The organism is Bacteroides celer (assembly GCF_002632415.2).
Taxonomy (GTDB): Bacteria; Bacteroidota; Bacteroidia; order Bacteroidales; family Bacteroidaceae; genus Bacteroides.
Genome location: NZ_CP178209.1, coordinates 3,207,128 through 3,226,714 on the forward strand (window position 1 = coordinate 3,207,128; position 19,587 = coordinate 3,226,714).

Genomic DNA, 19,587 nt, shown 5'->3' on the forward strand with positions numbered 1-19,587 from the left:
AAAACAATGAAATAAAAGAATTTTTTACTACTTTTTAATTGATAATTATTTGATTATTAAACGTTTAACAACAGGGGATTCCAACAAGAGGATGACATCCTGCCAATTGATTGAATAAATACTTTCAGCACCATTACAGGTTACATGCATAAACTGGTAGCCGGGTCTGAAACGTTTCTCAAACATACTGTAAGACCGTCGGTCATAGCTGAACAAACGAACCAGACGTAAATCTTTAGACATCACGATAAAGACATCACCATCCTCAGGCTCACGGTTCAACTGTTGATGGATGATGGATAAGACCTTATCATATTTACAGCGCATATCATGAAAATCACGAACTAAGAAAAAACGATTTAGTCCTGTAATATTCAACATAAGCCCTCCAGTTTCTCCACTAAGCTTTTCAAACCTGCGTAGCTTAAATTTTTCTGACTGAGATGAACACCATTGCTCATGCGGATATCCACCAGGATTCGAAGTTCGGTATGACAAGAAAGCCGAGGATCCGATTCTGGCTTTACTTCCCGGATTGAGGAAGGACTTTCCGGCACTTCTGCTTCCGTTGAGGGAGAACCCAAAACCTGAACAGGAATTATCTTCTTTCGGGTATCCTTGTACCATTTGGAAAATAGGTTATAAGGAACTTGGTTGGACATACAAAATTTCTCAATAGAAACACCAGCAGGGATACCTTCCAATTTATAGCGCAAAAATAGACGCTCAAAATCATTGTAACTATACATAAACTTGGATTTTGATTTAACGAAAGCAAAGATCTGGATTTTATATCGGTTATACTATACGGCATTTTTGGACGCTAACTCATATTCAGCAATTTAAATGTTTACATTTTCGTTTACGACAGATCTAAAAAAGTTGATATATCTTTCAGCAATTTCTTCTTCTGTATATTTAGCAGATAATTCGCAACAAGATTTCTTCATTGAAAGATATTCTGAATTCTTCATCTCATTAACAGAAATCAAAGCCTGATATAATTTTTCCGGAGCATACAAAACGGCATTTTCTTCTGTGTATACATCATTAAAACAACCTATTTTAGGTGCGATAATTGGAAGATTATAATTCAAAGCAATCATCATGGGACCTGAATTTGTAACATCCCTATAAGGTAATATCAGAAAATGATGAGAACACATCAAATCAGGTATTTCTTGATTATCAATAAATCTTATTTGTAAGTTATACAACTGTCTTGTACGGATTTGTTGCTTGCATTGATTCCAAAATTCTCCATGCCCACATATTGACAAGTGAATCTTGTGATTATCCACATCCACACATAACTTTTCAAAAGTTTCTATCAATAGATCTATTCCTTTATATCTACTAATTCCCCCAAAAAATAAAACTCGAATTTCTTTTTCAATTAATGGAGGATGTAACAAAGACTGCCCAAAATTCTTTTTACTCATTCCTACACAATAAGATGTTTTTTTGTATTTCCCCAGTAATAACTCTTGTTGATTTTTTGAATACGTCACAAAGTACTTGTATGCCTTAAAAAGGAACATATTTATAACAGAGAATAACAATCCAGATTTAACACCAGAGTGTATTTCCACATCATGTATGCCTTGTATAACAATCTTCTTGTTTAATAATAAACTAGCAAATATATGCCAATATAAAATGATTGTGCTTGTATATACTAAATCTGCATTCGCATTTCTAATAGAAAACACCAACTTATAATAGATAGAAAAATTTTTAAGTGAACGCATTCTAGTGTTAAATATACAAGGAATACATTCAATATTATACATTTGAGCATATTCCAATAGTTCAGCAACACTATATTTTTCTACTGAAGTACGATGTGTAATGGGATACCAAGTCACATCATATTCCTTAGATAAATAACGCAAGACAGTCTTATCTGTGTCATAATAACACAAAGGATTCACGAATATTAGTTTTTTCTTCATCGATTAATGATGTCTGATATGTCTGTCAATAAGTTTTCCACCTTTATCGCCTCTTTCACCCCAGCATTTTTCCCCGCTTTCACATCCCTGTCACTATCCCCGATCATATAGGACTGTGACAAATCGATATTGAAATCTTTTGCTGCTTGAAGCAGCAAACCCGGTTTGGGCTTCCGGCAGTCGCAGTCACACTTATATTCAGGGCGTTCGCCAGAAAATCCCTTATCTGTATGATGAGGGCAAACATAGATGGCATCAACAAAAGCTCCCTCTTTGCCAAGTTCCGTTTCCATCTTGTTATGAATTGTCTGTAATTGCTCGAAAGTACAGTCACCACGGGCAATGACTGGCTGATTAGTGATCACGATAGCCAGATAACCACTTTTATTGATAGCCTTGATAGCTTTAGCTACGCCTGGAAGAAGTTCAAATTGCTCGGGCTTGGTGATAAATCCTACCATCTTGTTGATAGTTCCATCCCGATCCAAAAAGATAGCTTTCTGTCGGTTCTTTAGATTATGAGCATGCACCTTGCCGGTCTTTATATCATTCTCTACTTCAAAAAAGCGATCGGGCGTACCCATATCTTTAACATATTCCGGAGTATCATAAGCATAGATACGTCCGCTGCCAATATTTATTTTCAGCACATCGCGGTCGAGGTCTATCTTATCGGGAGTCTCCGGATGACGGGGTACAAAATTTTTCATCGTCTCCTTCAATAGTTCTGGGGAGATCAACTCGATGCCCGCATTCACACGGTTTTTATAATAGAGACGTTCATCTTCTTTCGCCATCCAGCAAATCACCTGATGGGTATCTACAGGCATCCCACCCGCCATTTTTGGAGCTTCAATCTTCGTAACAAGCAGCGAACTGTCATAAGGATGACCGTTAGGATGTGCCACTAAGCTAGCCCACGCTTTCTTTTCTTTATGGAATGCTATAAAGCGATTGAAATCCACGTCAATTATCACATCTCCACAAAGGAGCAGAAAATCTTCTGTAAGCTGGGGCATCTTGAATAAAGCACCCGCAGTTCCCAATGGATGATCCTCGATGAAATATTCAATACATACCCCAAAACGGCTTCCATCCCCAAAATAGTCTTTAATCTTTTCACCCAGATAACCGATAACTAATATTATATCAGTCAGACCACATGCCTTGAGGTTGTCTATCTGATGCTCTAATATTGGCTTGCCACATATATTAATCATTGGCTTAGGCACATCATTTGCCACAGAAGCAATACGCGTGCCACGTCCTCCGGCCATTATTACTGTCTTCATTTTAAATTTCTTTTTTCGTTATTTTATCCAAAGACTTCGGAATTTTTATCATTATCAAAATCACGATATACGTTACTCCTCAATTTTATAATTGGTGAACCTCCATACATACAATAAGATTCCTATTTCACTCCACCGGCGACAGTTGATCCCAATGCACAAATGACACGTTCGGGAGTTTCCACACCAGGAATTATATTTGCGGCACATTAGCACCGCTTCAAATTCTAATTTGAATATAGCACTATTGACCAATTATCGAATAGATAGATTTATAATTATCGTTTACCTGTTGATGGTATTTTTGTCTAAATTGGTTCAATGTCTCTACAATAGAACGTTCGTTTTGCACAACATATTGAAAACATTCGCACAATCGATCTTTATCAATATCCTGTTCTATGCCAAAGAACTGACTGTTACGAATCCCATATCTGACCCCGACATCGGCTAACCCCATCTCAGCCAACAATGATTCCGATTTGTGGTCATAGCAAATCCCCACAAAAGGAAGTACATTCCTGACGGAAAGGACAAAGGAATGGAATCTCATGCATACTCCTATTTCATATTGGCAAAAGATAGTATCAACGTCCTTAAGCTGAAAATCTACGTAGGGGGTAATTACCTTCGATTGATTCAATGACGGATGCTGGCAAACGTCCTGTATGAATATTTCATCACTTCCCAGAAAAAACGGCATAAATGTAAGCTGACCATATTTTAATTTCATCACCAGCAGCAATTCTTGTACTTGCGCCACCAACTTCAAGTAACGACTATTGACATAAAAATTCTCCTTCTCATTTTTACTGAAAGGATTTGCCAAACAAACCAACACACCTTCTCTCTTCTTTGAAACAGAAGAAAGAGTTTTTCCGAAATATAAGTCATGACAATTGACACATCTTCTTTTTCCTATCAGACTTTCCGCATATTGTTTGCTAACATCATCTCTAACAGAAATATAATGTAACATATGAAGAAAAAGATTGAATCGGAAATTATTCCAATATCCCTTTTTAGGAACAATGCCGACACCATTGATTATCATCTTTTTCGAAACCATCCAAATAATCAGATGCTTTAAAAGAGTCCCCAACGGATACTGTTTGGCTGGAAATACACCGCCACCGTTAAATATCGTTAAATGGGGGGGGTGAAAATAAGACTTTTTAAAGAAGGTAGTCTCGTTATCTTACGGACAGCAATCTCTTTCAAATGTTCACCACAACCCAAAGTCATGATTTCATACTCTTCGGGAAGTTTCAGCATAGCTTCCTCGTAAAGCAAATCATCACCCAAATTACGATGACCAAAATAACCTAACAACAGACACTTTTTCATTGTAGAATTTATTTGTTTATCAAGACAAACACTTTCATTTCTTTTCTTATCCAAAGAACTTTTCCTCCAGCATCAAACACAGGCAATGATATACCGGAAGATGCAATTCTTGTATCTTGTAAGTTTCAGTCTCGGGCACTCGAATACACACATCAGTAAATTCCATCAAGCGATTTTCCTTTTCCCCCGTAAGTCCCACAACCTTCAATCCTTTTGATTTTGCAGCTACAGCAGCATAGAGAACATTCTTACTGTTACCTGAAGTAGATATACCCAAGAATACATCGCCAGCACGCCCCAAACCATTGATTTGTTGCGCAAAGACAAGCTCCGGCACAGCATCGTTCATGAAAGCAGTGGTAAGTGAAGGTTCACCCACGAGTGAAATGGCAGGCAACGACCCTTGCAGATGATCGGCAAGCACTGTCCCCATTTCCTTATCAATCTTCATCAAGCGATCTATTTGGGCTGCATAAATTTTACGCTTCATCTTGAATTCTTTCATCAACTCGCCTACAATGTGTTCACTGTCCGAGGCACTACCACCATTGCCGGCAACAAGCAACTTGCGCCCTGCCGAATAGGCTTCTTCCAGTATCTGATAAACCGAGATAATATTTTGTTTACATACACCGAGAGCAGGATACCTCTCTATCAAAAGATCTACATGTTTTACTAACTTCTCTTCCATAAATCACTTAATGCTTAGTGAACCTACAGTATCCGTAGGATATATTTTCCAACCATGAGCACCTCCATCGCTAAATTGGAACGGCATAACTAATCCATGAAGCTTCTTCAGTGCTTCTTCTACTTCTTTCTTATGCGTTGGCTCTACGATGAACATAATGAATCCACCACCACCTGCACCCGACACTTTTCCTGCTTTGGCACCTGCAGCCATAGCTACGTCCATAGCCTCTTGAATCACAGGATTGGTTATGTTATTGGCCATCTTCTTTTTATTTTCCCAACCTTCGCGGAGAATATCCGCGAAGCCGTTTATGTCTCCTTTCAAAATGGCCAGTTTCATATCCTTGGCACTCTGTTTTATCTTGTGCATAGCTTCGATGGCATCGTTCTCTCCACTAGAGGTATTCTTTTTCTGCTCCTCGATAATAGCGGCACTACTACGCGACTTACCGGTAAAGAACAACAGCATACTGGCTTCCAATTCATCAATAATCCAGCGCTTAATCTTAAGCGGATTGACAATCACCATATCATTTTGCAAAAATTCCATGTAATTGAATCCTCCGAAAGCTGCCGCATACTGATCTTGCTTGCCACCAGAGAGATTCAAATCCTTACGCTCTATCTCGTAGGCTAGGCGGGAAATTTCGTAGTCTCCAAGAGGTAACCCCAGCCATTCTACAAAACATTTCAATATACAAACAACCATAGTAGACGAGGTACCCAGCCCCGATCCGGCCGGAGCATCATTGTAGGTGGTTATCTTGAATGATTTGGCATCGAGGCCGTAATCCTTAATAATGCGATTATACACACCTTTTATCAGGCTTGCTTCACCATCTATCTCCATTCTTCTTGTAGAAGGATAACACTTGAAACAGTTTGAGTCATAACTGTTAAGAACAATGCTATTATCCCTCGTTTCTTCTATGGTACAATAAGCATAGAGATTGATGGTGGCATTCAATATCAATCCTCCATAAATATCACTATAAGGTGAAACATCACTTCCTCCTCCAGCCAGACCAAGGCGAAGAGGAGCTTTAGAACGTATTATCATAAAGTCAATCAATTTTTAGTACTCTCAATCAAAAAATGATATATAATGGAGAAAAGTTAGCGTCCAATTTTGACGTGTACTCCAAGGAAAGCCGCCACACGGCGGTTCTCCAATAAATAACGTCAAAAAAGATACTGATTTTTAATATTTGTTATTGCTCCAGTCCGATTGTCAAGGGTAACAAATGTTCATAATCCCTACGTCCTTTAACAATTTCACTGAAAAATCTCTTGAAATAATCAAGCACAGACACACCCTGCATCCTGCAAGTGGAGATGATGGTATGATATACCGCCGAGACGCGGGCCATCTTGTCACTTCCGAAGAATAACGAGTTCTTACGCTCACCGGCCAATGGACGAATAAAACGTTCGGCAATGGAATTGTCGATTGAGTAAGAGCCGTCGTTCAAGTAGGCGAACAACTGAGTCCAAAAAGTATTCATATAGTTGAGAGCCTTCTCCATCAACTCCCCACGGGGTGGATGATGCTCACTGAGTAAAGCATCAAGTTTGCTGCGTAACTTTATGATTATCTCTTTTGTCTTTAAGTTATTCCGGCAAAGCCTTATCTGTTCGGGGGACAATTTGCCTTCTTCATACCCCCGTTCCAGCCTGTAAAGCTCACCTATCAACTCCAAGATGAATGCCGCATCCTTATCATTGCCCTGCTCAAACGCATACTTGAACTTCGCACGGGCATGGGCCATGCAACAAAGATGCTCTATGTCGACCATGTGATCATCCAAATACATATAGACATTGTAGCCATCTGACTGAAGAGCTTTCACCTGACTGTCTCCCAAGATATGCTTCAAGGCATCACGTCCCCGGGAACCATCTTCGTAGCAATAGACAACTACTTTGGAAAGTTTATTGACCAGACACCAGATGTATTTCTTCTTATAGCATCCTTCACGCTTTACCCGACACCAGGTTTCATCACAGTTCACTATCGAATCCTTTTCCAAACAACTATTCTTAAGATAAGCAATCAAACCGCAGAAATGGGTAGAGCCTTTCTCCAACCAATTGGTCAGGCTCATACGGCTCAAATGCATCGACTCTCCGGATAATCTGTACATTTCACGATAAAGCGGAGTGTCCAGAACATATTTGTTGAAAGCAAGATAAGCCAGAAAAGAACCGGAAGCGTGCGTGCCAGGAACAACGTCAATGATTGCAGGATGCCCACTGAAAGGGAAATAGCCTTCATGGATTTTACCCTCAGATGTCTTATAGCGGATAACCTCGTAATCATGTTCGACAAGCCTGCTTATCTGCTCATAGGCATATTTACGGAAACGTTTGATGATTTTTGCACCGGCGGGCAGTTGCCGGATATCACTCTCATGACAAACCCTATTGTCGGCACTCATGGTACGGTAAGAAAGTCCTTGCCGATAAAGACGGGCTTCTTTTGATTTGGCTTCCACGTTATCTTCCCGTGCATGAGCCTCACCCGGCTGCGGCAAGGAGGAATCGAGGGATTGGGGAGTGCCGTCGAAATCATCCTTGTCACGTGTATGGTCTTCTTCCACCTCACGCTTCTTTTTATGGATTCCTTTTTGGCTCTTACCATCATAAAGATTCTTATTACGGACTTTAAGCCGCTCTTCCAAAGCTGATATTTTAGACAACAGATTGATGTTCATCTGTTTATAATCGTCCAGCTGTTTTTCAGCTGCAATGGCCGATCTCTGCAAAGACAACAGTTCATCAACCTTGGACAACAGTTCATCTATGCGAGCCTCGTCCCGTTGGATCCGTTCAGCGTCACGCTCACGGGCAGCCATCAGCGCTATTATCATTTTTGATTTTTCGTCAGGGGTCATATCTGAATATGGGTCTTCAAAAGGTGCAGGAGTCTCCTCCCGTTCCTTCAATTTCCTTGCGGAAGAAAGCTGTTTCATTCTTTCCAAATCATTCATATTCAGCATCTTTGTTGCTTCAAAGATACAAAAAAACAATGAAATAAAAGAATTTTTTACTACTTTTTAATTGATAATTATTTGATTATTAAACGTTTAACAACAGGGGATTCCAACAAGAGGATGACATCCTGCCAATTGATTGAATAAATACTTTCAGCACCATTACAGGTTACATGCATAAACTGGTAGCCGGGTCTGAAACGTTTCTCAAACATACTGTAAGACCGTCGGTCATAGCTGAACAAACGAACCAGACGTAAATCTTTAGACATCACGATAAAGACATCACCATCCTCAGGCTCACGGTTCAACTGTTGATGGATGATGGATAAGACCTTATCATATTTACAGCGCATATCATGAAAATCACGAACTAAGAAAAAACGATTTAGTCCTGTAATATTCAACATAAGCCCTCCAGTTTCTCCACTAAGCTTTTCAAACCTGCGTAGCTTAAATTTTTCTGACTGAGATGAACACCATTGCTCATGCGGATATCCACCAGGATTCGAAGTTCGGTATGACAAGAAAGCCGAGGATCCGATTCTGGCTTTACTTCCCGGATTGAGGAAGGACTTTCCGGCACTTCTGCTTCCGTTGAGGGAGAACCCAAAACCTGAACAGGAATTATCTTCTTTCGGGTATCCTTGTACCATTTGGAAAATAGGTTATAAGGAACTTGGTTGGACATACAAAATTTCTCAATAGAAACACCAGCAGGGATACCTTCCAATTTATAGCGCAAAAATAGACGCTCAAAATCATTGTAACTATACATAAACTTGGATTTTGATTTAACGAAAGCAAAGATCTGGATTTTATATCGGTTATACTATACGGCATTTTTGGACGCTAACGGATTAATTTGCTTTTATATTTATCAGAAATCAAGACTTGATAATAAATCCAACCACATAAGCCCCACTTTTTCCACATCAAACAAAGAACTTTTATCTATTGCAGCTTTTCTAATCAAATTCTTTTTTTCTTCAGGATAATTAATGAATTCCACAACTCGTTTCGCATATTCATCTTCATCAAACGAGTTGATTATAAACCCGTTTTCGCCATCATCTATAATATCATGTACAGAAGCAAATGAATCAAATGCGAAAGGTACACATCCATACTGCATTGCTTCTACAAGGACCATTGCAAACCCTTCATAATTACTTGTCATACAACTTATTATGGATTTCTTATAATAATCATCCGGATTTTTAAAACCATAAAAATTAATTCTTTCAAGATTCATATCCTTTGCCTTATTCTCGAAAAACTCTTTATCTGGACCACCTCCTACAATGTCCATACGATAATCAGGAAGCCGATCTTGTAGTTTTTGCCAAATGTTAAGCAGTGAAGATATTCTTTTTTGGGGCTCTGAAATGCGTCCAACATATAATATCACTTTTTCACGCTGTGTATCATCTAGAGAGTAAAATGTATCTAAAGGAAAAGGATTTGGAATAGCCACCACATTCTTCTGATCAAACTGAAAAATTCTTTTAAGATCATCTCTAAAAGATTCAGATAGTATAACTATTTTCTGATTATTATGAGCTATGTTACCCATAGCCTTGTGAAGACGGATATTAAACCTTATTCTTCTCAAAAACTTGTCTAATAAAGTATTCTGTAATCTGCTTGAAAGATAATGTATTCTGCCAAACAGATAAGCCGATGGTATATTATGTATATGATGTATAACTTTTATATCAGAAAGGGTTGACAAGTATCTCACAAGTCGAAAGTATTGAAATGCGCATATCACTATGTGAATATCCTGATTTTGAATAACTTGATCAATTATTTCGTTATATTTTACACCACAACGATAATCATCAGAATAAAAGATGCCTGTGTAGACAGAGTGTGTATCATAATCAGATTTTACTCTATATACAGCATATACATTATATCCATTGTTACGCAAAAAAGGGGTAAGATTATGATAAACTTTTTCTAAACCACCAGTTGTGGGATCTATAGCATTGGGGAACGTTATAAGTATATTTTTCATAAACTATATTTTAGAATGGATGTATTCTACAAATTGTTTATATTGAAGTTGATTGTCAAACAATTGTGCCCGCAATACAGAATGCAGAGCCATATTTTTCAATTTAACTTTGTCCATACCATATATATTTTTCATTGCAACGGCCAATGAATTGACTAGATTTTCGTCATTCTTGACAACAATACCACATTCCCCATCAACAATTTCCGGCATACCTCCACTTCTCGTTATAATAACAGGCAATGAGCTTGCAATCGCCTCAAGGCAGGTTAGTGCAAAAGGTTCCTCCCATGTGGAAGGGAATACACCTACATTTGCAATTTGATAGTATTTATGGATGACTTCATACTTCACAAAACCTGTAAATATAACCCTCTCACCCAATTGATAAATGATAGACGCAAGTTCTTTTTCGAATGGAGACACATAGGTCGAAGAAAACACAAAGCTCCCGACAATAAGCAAATAGGCATTAGGCATTTTATCTTTAGATTCCAAGAAAGCAAGCAGCAATTCTTTTATACCTTTGTAATCCCTCAATCTACCCGAAAAAACAAAAAGAAAGGAATTTACAGGAATATTAAGCGACTTTCTTAATACATTTCTTTCTTCAATTGTAGTCCTTACATTGAACTGATCGAAATCTATTGAATTATACAATAACCTGATGGCAGCTCCATATTTTCCTTCAATATTTTTCTGCAACACTTTGCATATATAATTGCTAATCCCCAAATAAAGGTCTGTTGATTTTGCATTCAAATCATCCCAATGACGCAAACCATGGAGCGGTATATTATGTATGCGTTGTATAACGGGCAATGCGGTTTTCCTTTTTATATAATCAGCATTAATTGAGGAACCTTCCAGAAGAACAGCATCAATATTGTTACTATTCTTGATGAAACGAACCAACGCACTTGCATAACAATATCCAATAAATGGCAGACCTGTCCGTAAAGCTATAAAATTATAACAACGCTTTAGAAAATCTGTTATTCGATTCAAAATACTCGAAGTACTAACAAAGTGAAAATGGGTACACCTATACTTTTTTGCCTTTTCTCTTGCATTAGCATTGTCAATAGAAAAAATCTCAAGTTGCATTTGCTTTTCTTTTTCATTGGTATCAATCAAAAGCTGAACCAATGTTTCTACTGCACCTCCCAAAACTGACGGTATAGGTAATGTCCCATTATTCATTATAGCAATTCTTTTCATACAAGGATATTTTATAAATGAGGTATAGACATATTGCTTGTATCAAAAAACATCCTTGGCGAACAAATTCAGCAGAGGTAAATCCACAAGTCAGAATGTATCCGAACCATACAGAAAGATATAAATATTTCTTAGGAAGTTTTGCAAATGCCGCTTTTAGTGACCACCATAACATTCCAATCAGACTAAGTACTCCAGTCATCCAACTAATTCCCAACAATCCCCAATCGTAATAATGCAATCCGTATGATTCATTTCTCAAAATTTCTAAAGAATAAGATGTTCTTAATGCCCGGTTACATAATCCAGAACCCAAAAACATCTCTACCGTACTCTTATAATGATGACCATAATAATGGAACAAAGTTGCATATCTAATATAATCTTTATTGCCAAAAGTCTGGTCAGATTCTTGCCTCTCCATCATTCCTTCAAAAACCGTCTGAAAGATGGGAGTAAGATAAAGTAAATAAGCACCTAATCCTCCCAATGCACACCATAAGACAAGTTTCTTTGAAAAGCCGTTAAATCTTATAATCATTATTATAGAAAATACAGCAGAAAAGAACAGTAAAGTTCTAAATCCAAATAATAACATACAAATCAATGAAAGCAACATGGGAAGTATATAGTTCATTTTCTTCTCCAAAATTTTATTCAAAGTATAAAAATATCCCAATGAATTAATGGACATTCCCACCATTCGAATTCGTCGGTTCAACACATCTATTGTTTCATTATACTGATTATTTTTATCTAGAAATACAAGTTTAGGATAGACTGAGACTTGATATAAGTAACAAAGGCAGAATATGATAAAAGCCCAGAACAACACCTTTTCAAGAACTTCGATACTTACGTTGTATTTGCACAAGACAAAATAAAATACAATCATAAAGTAGATATTATATTCACCCATAATATTGACAGGACTTTCACTCCTAAAATACATACACGACAAGATACTTAGAAAGCAACTAACTACAAAGATGGAAATGGGCTTGCTGTATGATGTTCCTTTTTTATAATAAAAAAAGAAAACACCCACCAACACGATAAATAAGTATCTAGGTGTTGGAAGAAGACCGTAACCTTGTTCCAATATCAGACAAGCTATTAATAATATCGGAAAGGAGTTAGCCAATGGATATCTTTTGACTATTGCATTATTCATCATTGTATAGCCTGCTTTATAAATGTTTCTGAAGTCCGGACTATAATATCTATATTAGGGATGTTATGAGACATTTCCTGAATATCCCCGCTATCTACATCAACTGTCGAATTTTCTATGCCGAAAGTATTCATTACGTCCAAAGCTCGTCCATCTCCGGGCGAATTGAACAATACGGTTTTGAAAGGCTTGTTGAATATTATAGAAAATGCGGTTCCGTGAAACGATGTTGTAACGACACATGAGGCATTAGCAAACAATCCCACAAATTCAAAAGGAGATGCTGTCAATATTCGATTCTTCATTTTTTTATATTCAGCCTCTGCTGTTACTTCAACCACACTCATATGGTGTAATGTAGCATATTTATTTGCCATATCCAGTACCCTATCGTCTCTTTTTACTTGATATACAAGAAGGTATGGTTTATCTGTAAAAGTTGGTTTAACAGCTATCTTTTGCCATTCATTGGCTGATAATAAAAAGACAGGGTCTACAACTTTCGTTATTTCTTTATTTATGAGTGGTTGCAAAATATTTTTAAGTTCTGACTCTCTAACTGAAATATTCTCAAAATTGGAGAGCACTTCTTTATATTTTTTATAGTCATCGGAGATGATTCGTTTGGCTTCAGTACTAGCTGCATAGGATATAAATTTACCTTCATGACTGACACTTCCACAAAAGAATTTATCAAAGCCATTGGTAATTCTAGGATTCCAAACTTGGTCACTACCACAAATTATTATATCATAGCCTATAACCTCACTGTCTGTTTCCGTATATTTCCGAGTTGAAAGAGGTAAGCTATCTATAAATGATTGAAATTTGTCAGAACGTTCTTTTCTTTCCGTTAAGAACGGTAATATTCTAAGAACAAAGATAACTTTTCGTATTATATTAAGTCGGGAAATTCTACGCCAAGGCATAATACCATGAGACATGGTTAACGATTTGGGTCTATAATCTATAATCTCCGCATCATAGTTATTCTTCCGCAAATACGTTACTAAAGCATATGCCTGCAACACGGCCCCATAATTGTGAGCACAATGAAATGTCAATATTCCTATCTTCATATTAAATGGATAATTTCCGCTTAATTTTGTCGATAAACATTCTTAGTTGATAACGATAACCTACATTCCCATATTTCCTGGCAACATACAAAAATCCTCTTTTTTGATAATCCTTTGCAAATTGATGCCAACGAGGATCTACAGACGAAGGATGTTGCAGATTGGGTTGCAATGAATTCATCAAGTCTACATGCTTTGTATGCAGCATATAAGAACATTCCCTAAAAAAACTACACCCCTTATCCGTGTTACAAATAACGAGCGAGATTCCTTTATTGTCTGTATTCATTTTCGGTACGACTTTTTCATATCCCCAAAAGTCTCCGATAGTCAAATCAGAAGGTCTGGAAAGATTGCAATATTTACAATGCTCACAAGAGGGCCGGGAAATTAATCCTGAATAAAAAAGATACCTTAACAGAAAGTCTTTATGAATAGAGTTATCTGTAAAAGTAAAACTTTCCATGTGTGGTTGGTTCCACCCAATGGATTTTTCTCGAAATTCTAATTTGATAACGTTTGATTTGAATTTTGATTCTGTATAGCCAAGATAATCTTTCCATATAGAAGGACTGGGCACTGCATGACAAATAATGTCTATAAGAATGAGATTTTTTCTTTGAGCTTTTCCTATATAACTATTCAAACCTGCTGTTTGACATGGAGTACCAGAGAATAAAACAACCAAACCTGCCTTCAAATCTTGCTTCACTTGGCGGAACACCGTATTCATATCGCTCTGTACATACTTACTTCCCTTGAATTCGCTACATTCTTCTTTTGTAGTTGCTCGTTTATGGACGACTCTAAAATGGTCAGCATATCCTGCACCATACACAACGCCACCATGTTCCAGAATATAATCAGACATAGCAACAAATACAGCTCCAGAACGACTATATCTTAATTCTTCCTCATTTTTATGCCTTGCCGCATAAGCTAAAGGGTTATCTATATTTAAGCTTTTATCGTAATCGTCATTAAAAGCACACACCTTCTCACACAGACCGCAATCAACACACTTGCTTCGATCCACCTCCGGATAGAGAAATCCAAGCGCATCTGGCTTCATCGTGATAGCATCATGAGCGCAAATACTGGCACATGCGGTACATCCGCAACAATCAGCCGGATTATTGATATTTATCATTGTATCAACCGGATTTTTCTTATAGTTATTGAATAAACTCGTTCTATCATCTTCTGATTTTTTCACATAAAGCACTAACCTTTGCCCAGACAAAAACTCTTTCTTCTTTACTGCATCCTATATAGAATATCGAAATTGATGTGGTAAGTATTGACACTACAGATATAATTAAAAAGGATAAAAAGGTTTCATTTATGTTCTTTAATAATAATATCGGTACAATCGCTGATGTTGACATTACCATCAGGACTTTTAAATACACATGTTTCAAATACTTGACAGAAGACAATCCAATCATTCCTCTGAGCATATAAAGACGTGCAACTAAACAGCATTGAGATATAAATATTGCAACAAACAATACAGACTCCGGTACACACCCCAAACGAAGAAAGATATATGATATAGGGAGATTCAGCATCTGCAGACCACCTACCATAATCTGATAGTTCCGAATTCTACCCGTGGCAAGCATGGCCGTAATCAATGGATTTGAAATAGATTCACTCATGGCAAAAAGCAACGTTAGCCGCACAAACAGAACTGCATGTTCCGGCACCAATTTCAGCCATAGCCCAAGAATATAGTGAGTATTGATAATCACCGGCAATGAGAGCAACAACAACATATAAAATGAGAACTTCGCTCCTTGAAAGATAAGTGCCATCATATAGTCTTGATTGCCAGAAGCATAAGATTTTGTAATTTGCGGATTTAATGCTGTCATAAAATTACTAACAAATCCTGAAATTGCTGAATTTACTTGCATAGCAATACCTTTAGCTGCATTTACAGACGGACCGAAAAACAAATTAATGACAACATTTCCACCTTGATCTCTTAACACGGATGAAGCAGCTCCAATGAAATTCCATCCTGCAAACCCAAACATATTCTTTAGAAGTTTTTTATCCCAACAAAAATGATAAGTACACTCTTTGAAATGCCTTTTACAATAATAGCCATAAGTAAAACGAATAATTATTGCTACAGAACACATCAAAATTGAATAAAACACCAATTTATCCATAGGAGCTATAACGATCAAATATGCAATAATAAGTTTGCCTATAGCTTCCAATATACTGATATAAGCAAAGGCCGACATTTTTTCATGTGCTATTATAGATGCGTTATATGGAACACTTATAAGATTTATGACAAAAGTGACAACAGAAAATTGGAGTACCCAATTAGCTGCCAGTATTCTATCTGCTGGAATAATCATCTTAGAATTAAGAAACCATACACCAACAATCTCTATTAATATGACTACGATTAAAGACAACAATATTTGGATAGTAACCGATGCTGAAAATATCTTATTCAGCTTACTTTGATCACCTTTCCCCAATTCAAAGGTAATAAATCTACTGATAGAAGCAGATAATGACCCCGATATTACCGAAAACATAGCTACAACGCCACCTACGACATTATATATACCAAAATCTTCAACTCCTAGAGCATCTAGTATGACACGTGAAGTATATAAACTCACGATCATCATAAAAAGCATACGAATATAGAGAAGTAAGGTATTCTTCGCTATTCGTTTATTGTTGTCTGTCGCTTGAGACATGTAAATATTTACTATATGCCTATAATACCTTTAAAGGTTATTCGGCACCTCCTATGTCATACTTTTGATTAATAATTTGATTATTGCCTCTCACCTATCGGCTCTACATACCCGACCGGCATATCCGCACAAGCACACCCCAGCATATTCAACCGGACAGCAATCTTACTTCTACCATCTACTGTAACAAGCTCTCCTACAAGCCCCGTCAAAGGACCTTTAATAACACGTACTTTCTCACCACGTGCCAAAGGAGCACTATTCATACAGATTGCCTCTTCGGAATAGTCGAGCATAAAACGGAAACGGGCCATTTGTTCATCAGGAATGATAGTCGGACTGCTCTCACCGCGCATTACCATATAACGACTAACGGTAGAAAAGGAAAGAACCTCTTTACGTTCTTTAGGATCAGCATGTACAAAAACCATCATGGGAAGCAACACGGATTCAACCACTTTACGGCGGTCACTCCATTGATGTACTTCTTGCTGGACTGGTACAAAATTTTCAATCCCTATTTTATCTAAACGCTCGGCTACTTTCTTTTCATGATGCATACGGACCAGAGCGACATACCAGCGTTTAGAGTGTGCTACGCCTTCCCCTGTCCCAATACTAGGCCCAGCACTTAAAGTTTCTTTCGTTAGAATCATACTTTTTTTACCCCTTATTTTTCCGTTACTTCTTAGGTAACGGATAAGGTACTCATTCACAGAAAAACAGATGAAAGCAGAAAAACATGGACAGGAACTGCCTACAAAGATGTTTTTCTAACCTACGTGAAGGGAAAACATCTTTGGAAACAGAGTACAGGAATTTCAGGCATGATCAAACAGAATCATCATGTCCTGATATATTTTTGTTGCATATTTCAACAATTCAGAAAAAAAAGAAGATTTTACTTGTTTACTATTTGTATTTTTGCATATCTTTGCACCGAATAATTATCCGTTACCTAAGAAGTAACAGATACATTTCGCCCTTGATTTCTAACATTTTATCGTTAATCATCTACCTAAACGATAGTTTCTAATGTAAGATAAATTCCCTTTATTTACCTCTGTACGTTCTCTTAGCTCAAAACCTTTTAAATAGATTTGTGTGGTTTTTATTGATTTATGTCCCAATGATTCACTAATCATTTCAATTGGCACTCCACGATACTTGGCTGTCGTTGCCCAGGAATGACGAAGTGTGTAAGAAGAAACGGGAGAATTCAAGCGTAAAGCCCTCGCCAAATCCTTCAAACGATTATTGAATCTCCGAAGAGCAGACTGATATTCACGGTATGCCCTTTCATCCTTTCGTTTCTTGTTACCGCAAAGTATGTCGAACAGATAGTTCGGACAATCGGGAATGGGTTCCTGATTACTTCGGAGTTGATTAATCATCCCCCTGGCAGTATCAAGTACTTCCACGCTCATGGGAGTTTTCGTCTTGATTCGATTATAGCGTAATACACTCTGATCTAAAGCTGATTTTTCCAGATGCGCTAAATCGGCGAATGACATTCCACAAAACTGGAACATCAGGGCGGCAATAGTTTGTGTGCGACGTAAACGCTCCGATTTGGGATCCTCATACAGAAGTTTGTGCAATTCACCGGCAGGCAAAGCTTTCTTTTGCCGGACATCCACGCCTGTATAAACATCATGAAATAATCGGGGAACATAAGGGGCACTACCCGCTTCCACTCCCCGATTGTAAATACTACGAAGCATACGCATATACGTAGAAATCGTATTGGGCTTCAAACCACACTCATAAAGATACTGACTATAACGTCGTAAACGTCCTTTGGTGACCTGTCTGAACGACATATTCAACGTACCGCAAAACTTACTGAAAGAATAAAGGGCATTCTTATAGACGTGCGCAGTAGAATAGCGCCCCTCCTTTCGTAAACGATTGATGTAGTTCTCACCACATCGACTAAATCCATTTTTATTCATCATTTGCATCACTAGTTATTTTATATATATACTATTTGGCAAGCGACAAAAGAACAAATCTTTTTGTACGTTCAATTTCACTTTCCAGATATTATTTTTAGAATTAACACATATTTAACCAACGTTAAAATTAGTAGATTATGAAAAGTAAAAATGCCAAAAAAGGTAGTAAAAACGACAAGGTAAAAAGAAATGTCCAAACAATGAAAAAAGCCCCCAGGAGGCATTCAAGGGAAGAAATCATCAGTGAAGAAGAACTGGATAACAGAATAGCAATCGATGGAGATATCCGTCTTTATTTCACCATGTATTTAAAAATCTTTATTGATGGACATTTCCGCCATCCCAAGAAAAGAAAGCTGATAAATCTAGCCCAATATATCTATGACCAAAAAGTATTATACATCCACAAACACGATGGCTATAAGTTAATGGAACTTAGCAGTATACATGCTGAATTGGGGGCATTGAGAAAACCTGTTGAAGAAGAGTACATGAAAGAAAAAAAGGAAAAAAGAGAACAAGCTGAAAAGATCAAAAGCAAGTACTAAAAAAAATAATGGGACAGTTGGAATATAAGGCTTACCTTCGCCGCCGTTTTCAACCGGTCGAAAACTTACAGATTTTCTCTTAAAAAAATAGTGACGGTATGCTATCGTTATAGCGTCACTATAATGAAAGGATAGTGACGCTATGACAACAACATACCGTCACTATCTATAAGGGAAGATTTACGCTCAAACAGATTATTTTTCATAATTAAAAACAGAAGAAAATGAGACAAAAAATCAGGAAGAGTAAGTTAGAAGCTTGCAAATTAGTATGGAAAAAACGTATTACTGCTGAAAAGGGGATTTCGGATAAATGCGCAGAGAGAATTGTACAAGAGTGTATTAGACTAATAGAACGCATGTTGTATGGAAATGCAATGATCGCTTTTCATAGGCAGGATGGCACATTCTGCCTGGAAAAAGGAACACTAGTAGGATATGAAAAATTCTTTCATAGAAAATTCAATATCACAGCAAAACAAGAGTCTATTGTCTATTGGAGTGAAGAACAAAAAGGATGGAGAAGATTTATGATCGGGAACCTGATGGAGTGGAAAGCTATTGTATAACTT

The 19,587-nt window shown here is 37.3% G+C and carries 21 protein-coding genes; 2 read left to right on the top strand and 19 right to left on the bottom strand.

All coding sequences use genetic code 11. From position 1 onward, the window contains the following. Positions 1 to 45: 45 nt before the first annotated feature. The 19 genes from tnpB (CJF29_RS12985) to CJF29_RS13075 all read right to left on the bottom strand — a co-directional run bounded on the left by tnpB (CJF29_RS12985) (position 46) and on the right by CJF29_RS13075 (position 18,473). The gene (gene tnpB, locus CJF29_RS12985; protein WP_099147683.1) at positions 46 to 381 is read right to left on the bottom strand and encodes an IS66 family insertion sequence element accessory protein TnpB; all 336 of its coding nucleotides are present in this window, start codon (positions 379 to 381) and stop codon (positions 46 to 48) included. Beyond that, entirely contained in the window at positions 375 to 749 is a 375-nt protein-coding gene (locus tag CJF29_RS12990; protein WP_413544481.1) for a hypothetical protein, read from the bottom strand. Before CJF29_RS12990 ends, tnpB (CJF29_RS12985) begins: the two co-directional genes overlap by 7 nt. 93 nt (positions 750 to 842) lie before the next feature. After that, entirely contained in the window at positions 843 to 1,955 is a 1,113-nt protein-coding gene (locus CJF29_RS12995; protein WP_099147629.1) for a glycosyltransferase, read from the bottom strand. After that, positions 1,952 to 3,247 (bottom strand): D-glycero-beta-D-manno-heptose 1,7-bisphosphate 7-phosphatase, encoded by a 1,296-nt coding sequence (gmhB, locus tag CJF29_RS13000; RefSeq protein WP_099147628.1) that lies wholly within the window; start codon positions 3,245 to 3,247, stop codon positions 1,952 to 1,954. Before gmhB ends, CJF29_RS12995 begins: the two co-directional genes overlap by 4 nt. Before the next feature lie 244 nt (positions 3,248 to 3,491). Continuing rightward, a complete protein-coding gene (locus tag CJF29_RS13005; RefSeq protein WP_369689160.1) occupies positions 3,492 to 4,349 on the bottom strand; it encodes a polysaccharide pyruvyl transferase family protein in 858 nt (285 codons plus the stop codon). 44 nt (positions 4,350 to 4,393) lie between these two features. Next, a complete protein-coding gene (locus CJF29_RS13010; protein WP_141561039.1) occupies positions 4,394 to 4,594 on the bottom strand; it encodes a hypothetical protein in 201 nt (66 codons plus the stop codon). 46 nt (positions 4,595 to 4,640) lie between these two features. Next, positions 4,641 to 5,285 (bottom strand): SIS domain-containing protein, encoded by a 645-nt coding sequence (locus CJF29_RS13015; protein ID WP_099147625.1) that lies wholly within the window; start codon positions 5,283 to 5,285, stop codon positions 4,641 to 4,643. Between the two features lie 3 nt (positions 5,286 to 5,288). Continuing rightward, positions 5,289 to 6,347, bottom strand: a complete 1,059-nt coding sequence (locus tag CJF29_RS13020; RefSeq protein WP_004303436.1) for a dehydrogenase — start codon at positions 6,345 to 6,347, stop codon at positions 5,289 to 5,291. A 151-nt stretch (positions 6,348 to 6,498) separates the two neighbouring features. Beyond that, a complete protein-coding gene (tnpC, locus tag CJF29_RS13025) occupies positions 6,499 to 8,286 on the bottom strand; it encodes an IS66 family transposase (RefSeq protein WP_413544482.1) in 1,788 nt (595 codons plus the stop codon). Between the two features lie 68 nt (positions 8,287 to 8,354). Continuing rightward, entirely contained in the window at positions 8,355 to 8,690 is a 336-nt protein-coding gene (gene tnpB, locus CJF29_RS13030; protein WP_099147683.1) for an IS66 family insertion sequence element accessory protein TnpB, read from the bottom strand. Then, complete coding sequence (locus tag CJF29_RS13035) at positions 8,684 to 9,058, bottom strand: hypothetical protein (RefSeq protein ID WP_413544481.1); 375 nt, start codon at positions 9,056 to 9,058, stop codon at positions 8,684 to 8,686. Before CJF29_RS13035 ends, tnpB (CJF29_RS13030) begins: the two co-directional genes overlap by 7 nt. A 102-nt stretch (positions 9,059 to 9,160) precedes the next feature. Then, positions 9,161 to 10,303 (bottom strand): glycosyltransferase, encoded by a 1,143-nt coding sequence (locus tag CJF29_RS13040; RefSeq protein WP_099145884.1) that lies wholly within the window; start codon positions 10,301 to 10,303, stop codon positions 9,161 to 9,163. 3 nt (positions 10,304 to 10,306) lie between these two features. Next, positions 10,307 to 11,524 carry a glycosyltransferase family 4 protein gene (locus tag CJF29_RS13045; protein WP_099145885.1) on the bottom strand — a complete coding sequence of 406 codons (1,218 nt, stop codon included), beginning with the start codon at positions 11,522 to 11,524 and terminating at the stop codon, positions 10,307 to 10,309. Then, positions 11,499 to 12,701, bottom strand: a complete 1,203-nt coding sequence (locus tag CJF29_RS13050; RefSeq protein WP_255299308.1) for a hypothetical protein — start codon at positions 12,699 to 12,701, stop codon at positions 11,499 to 11,501. Before CJF29_RS13050 ends, CJF29_RS13045 begins: the two co-directional genes overlap by 26 nt. Further along, positions 12,698 to 13,777 carry a polysaccharide pyruvyl transferase family protein gene (locus tag CJF29_RS13055; protein WP_099145886.1) on the bottom strand — a complete coding sequence of 360 codons (1,080 nt, stop codon included), beginning with the start codon at positions 13,775 to 13,777 and terminating at the stop codon, positions 12,698 to 12,700. The genes CJF29_RS13050 and CJF29_RS13055 overlap by 4 nt, the downstream gene beginning before the upstream one ends. Position 13,778: 1 nt before the next feature. Then, on the bottom strand, positions 13,779 to 14,927 hold the full coding sequence (locus tag CJF29_RS13060; protein WP_099145935.1) for a Coenzyme F420 hydrogenase/dehydrogenase, beta subunit C-terminal domain: 1,149 nt from the start codon (positions 14,925 to 14,927) through the stop codon (positions 13,779 to 13,781). Positions 14,928 to 14,973: 46 nt separating this feature from the next. Continuing rightward, positions 14,974 to 16,509, bottom strand: a complete 1,536-nt coding sequence (locus CJF29_RS13065; RefSeq protein WP_099145887.1) for an oligosaccharide flippase family protein — start codon at positions 16,507 to 16,509, stop codon at positions 14,974 to 14,976. An 80-nt stretch (positions 16,510 to 16,589) separates the two neighbouring features. Beyond that, positions 16,590 to 17,165: a UpxY family transcription antiterminator gene (locus tag CJF29_RS13070; protein WP_099145888.1), complete on the bottom strand. Its 576-nt coding sequence runs from the start codon at positions 17,163 to 17,165 to the stop codon at positions 16,590 to 16,592. A 354-nt stretch (positions 17,166 to 17,519) separates the two neighbouring features. Beyond that, positions 17,520 to 18,473, bottom strand: a complete 954-nt coding sequence (locus tag CJF29_RS13075) for a tyrosine-type DNA invertase cluster 3b (RefSeq protein ID WP_099145889.1) — start codon at positions 18,471 to 18,473, stop codon at positions 17,520 to 17,522. Between the two features lie 131 nt (positions 18,474 to 18,604). Between CJF29_RS13075 and CJF29_RS13080 the strand changes: the two genes are divergently transcribed. Both CJF29_RS13080 and CJF29_RS13085 read left to right on the top strand, forming a co-directional pair. Further along, positions 18,605 to 19,015, top strand: a complete 411-nt coding sequence (locus tag CJF29_RS13080) for a DUF4119 family protein (protein ID WP_074556993.1) — start codon at positions 18,605 to 18,607, stop codon at positions 19,013 to 19,015. A gap of 224 nt (positions 19,016 to 19,239) precedes the next feature. Continuing rightward, positions 19,240 to 19,584, top strand: a complete 345-nt coding sequence (locus tag CJF29_RS13085) for an SH3 beta-barrel fold-containing protein (RefSeq protein WP_004318110.1) — start codon at positions 19,240 to 19,242, stop codon at positions 19,582 to 19,584. The last annotated feature ends 3 nt before the right edge of the window (positions 19,585 to 19,587 follow it).

Bases quoted from the DNA above. Each gene is read 5' to 3' on its own strand.
- CJF29_RS13080 (WP_074556993.1), top strand. From the start codon at position 18,605: ATGAAAAGTAAAAATGCCAAAAAAGGTAGTAAAAACGACAAGGTAAAA.
- CJF29_RS13075 (WP_099145889.1), bottom strand. From the start codon at position 18,473: ATGCAAATGATGAATAAAAATGGATTTAGTCGATGTGGTGAGAACTAC.
- CJF29_RS13060 (WP_099145935.1), bottom strand. From the start codon at position 14,927: ATGATAAATATCAATAATCCGGCTGATTGTTGCGGATGTACCGCATGT.
- CJF29_RS12995 (WP_099147629.1), bottom strand. From the start codon at position 1,955: ATGAAGAAAAAACTAATATTCGTGAATCCTTTGTGTTATTATGACACA.
- CJF29_RS13070 (WP_099145888.1), bottom strand. From the start codon at position 17,165: ATGATTCTAACGAAAGAAACTTTAAGTGCTGGGCCTAGTATTGGGACA.
- CJF29_RS13085 (WP_004318110.1), top strand. From the start codon at position 19,240: ATGAGACAAAAAATCAGGAAGAGTAAGTTAGAAGCTTGCAAATTAGTA.
- gmhB (WP_099147628.1), bottom strand. From the start codon at position 3,247: ATGAAGACAGTAATAATGGCCGGAGGACGTGGCACGCGTATTGCTTCT.
- CJF29_RS13020 (WP_004303436.1), bottom strand. From the start codon at position 6,347: ATGATAATACGTTCTAAAGCTCCTCTTCGCCTTGGTCTGGCTGGAGGA.
- tnpB (WP_099147683.1), bottom strand. From the start codon at position 8,690: ATGTTGAATATTACAGGACTAAATCGTTTTTTCTTAGTTCGTGATTTT.
- CJF29_RS13015 (WP_099147625.1), bottom strand. From the start codon at position 5,285: ATGGAAGAGAAGTTAGTAAAACATGTAGATCTTTTGATAGAGAGGTAT.
- tnpC (WP_413544482.1), bottom strand. From the start codon at position 8,286: ATGCTGAATATGAATGATTTGGAAAGAATGAAACAGCTTTCTTCCGCA.
- CJF29_RS13045 (WP_099145885.1), bottom strand. From the start codon at position 11,524: ATGAAAAGAATTGCTATAATGAATAATGGGACATTACCTATACCGTCA.
- CJF29_RS13010 (WP_141561039.1), bottom strand. From the start codon at position 4,594: ATGAAAAAGTGTCTGTTGTTAGGTTATTTTGGTCATCGTAATTTGGGT.
- CJF29_RS13065 (WP_099145887.1), bottom strand. From the start codon at position 16,509: ATGTCTCAAGCGACAGACAACAATAAACGAATAGCGAAGAATACCTTA.
- CJF29_RS13050 (WP_255299308.1), bottom strand. From the start codon at position 12,701: ATGATGAATAATGCAATAGTCAAAAGATATCCATTGGCTAACTCCTTT.
- CJF29_RS13040 (WP_099145884.1), bottom strand. From the start codon at position 10,303: ATGAAAAATATACTTATAACGTTCCCCAATGCTATAGATCCCACAACT.
- CJF29_RS12990 (WP_413544481.1), bottom strand. From the start codon at position 749: ATGTATAGTTACAATGATTTTGAGCGTCTATTTTTGCGCTATAAATTG.
- CJF29_RS13035 (WP_413544481.1), bottom strand. From the start codon at position 9,058: ATGTATAGTTACAATGATTTTGAGCGTCTATTTTTGCGCTATAAATTG.
- CJF29_RS13055 (WP_099145886.1), bottom strand. From the start codon at position 13,777: ATGAAGATAGGAATATTGACATTTCATTGTGCTCACAATTATGGGGCC.
- tnpB (WP_099147683.1), bottom strand. From the start codon at position 381: ATGTTGAATATTACAGGACTAAATCGTTTTTTCTTAGTTCGTGATTTT.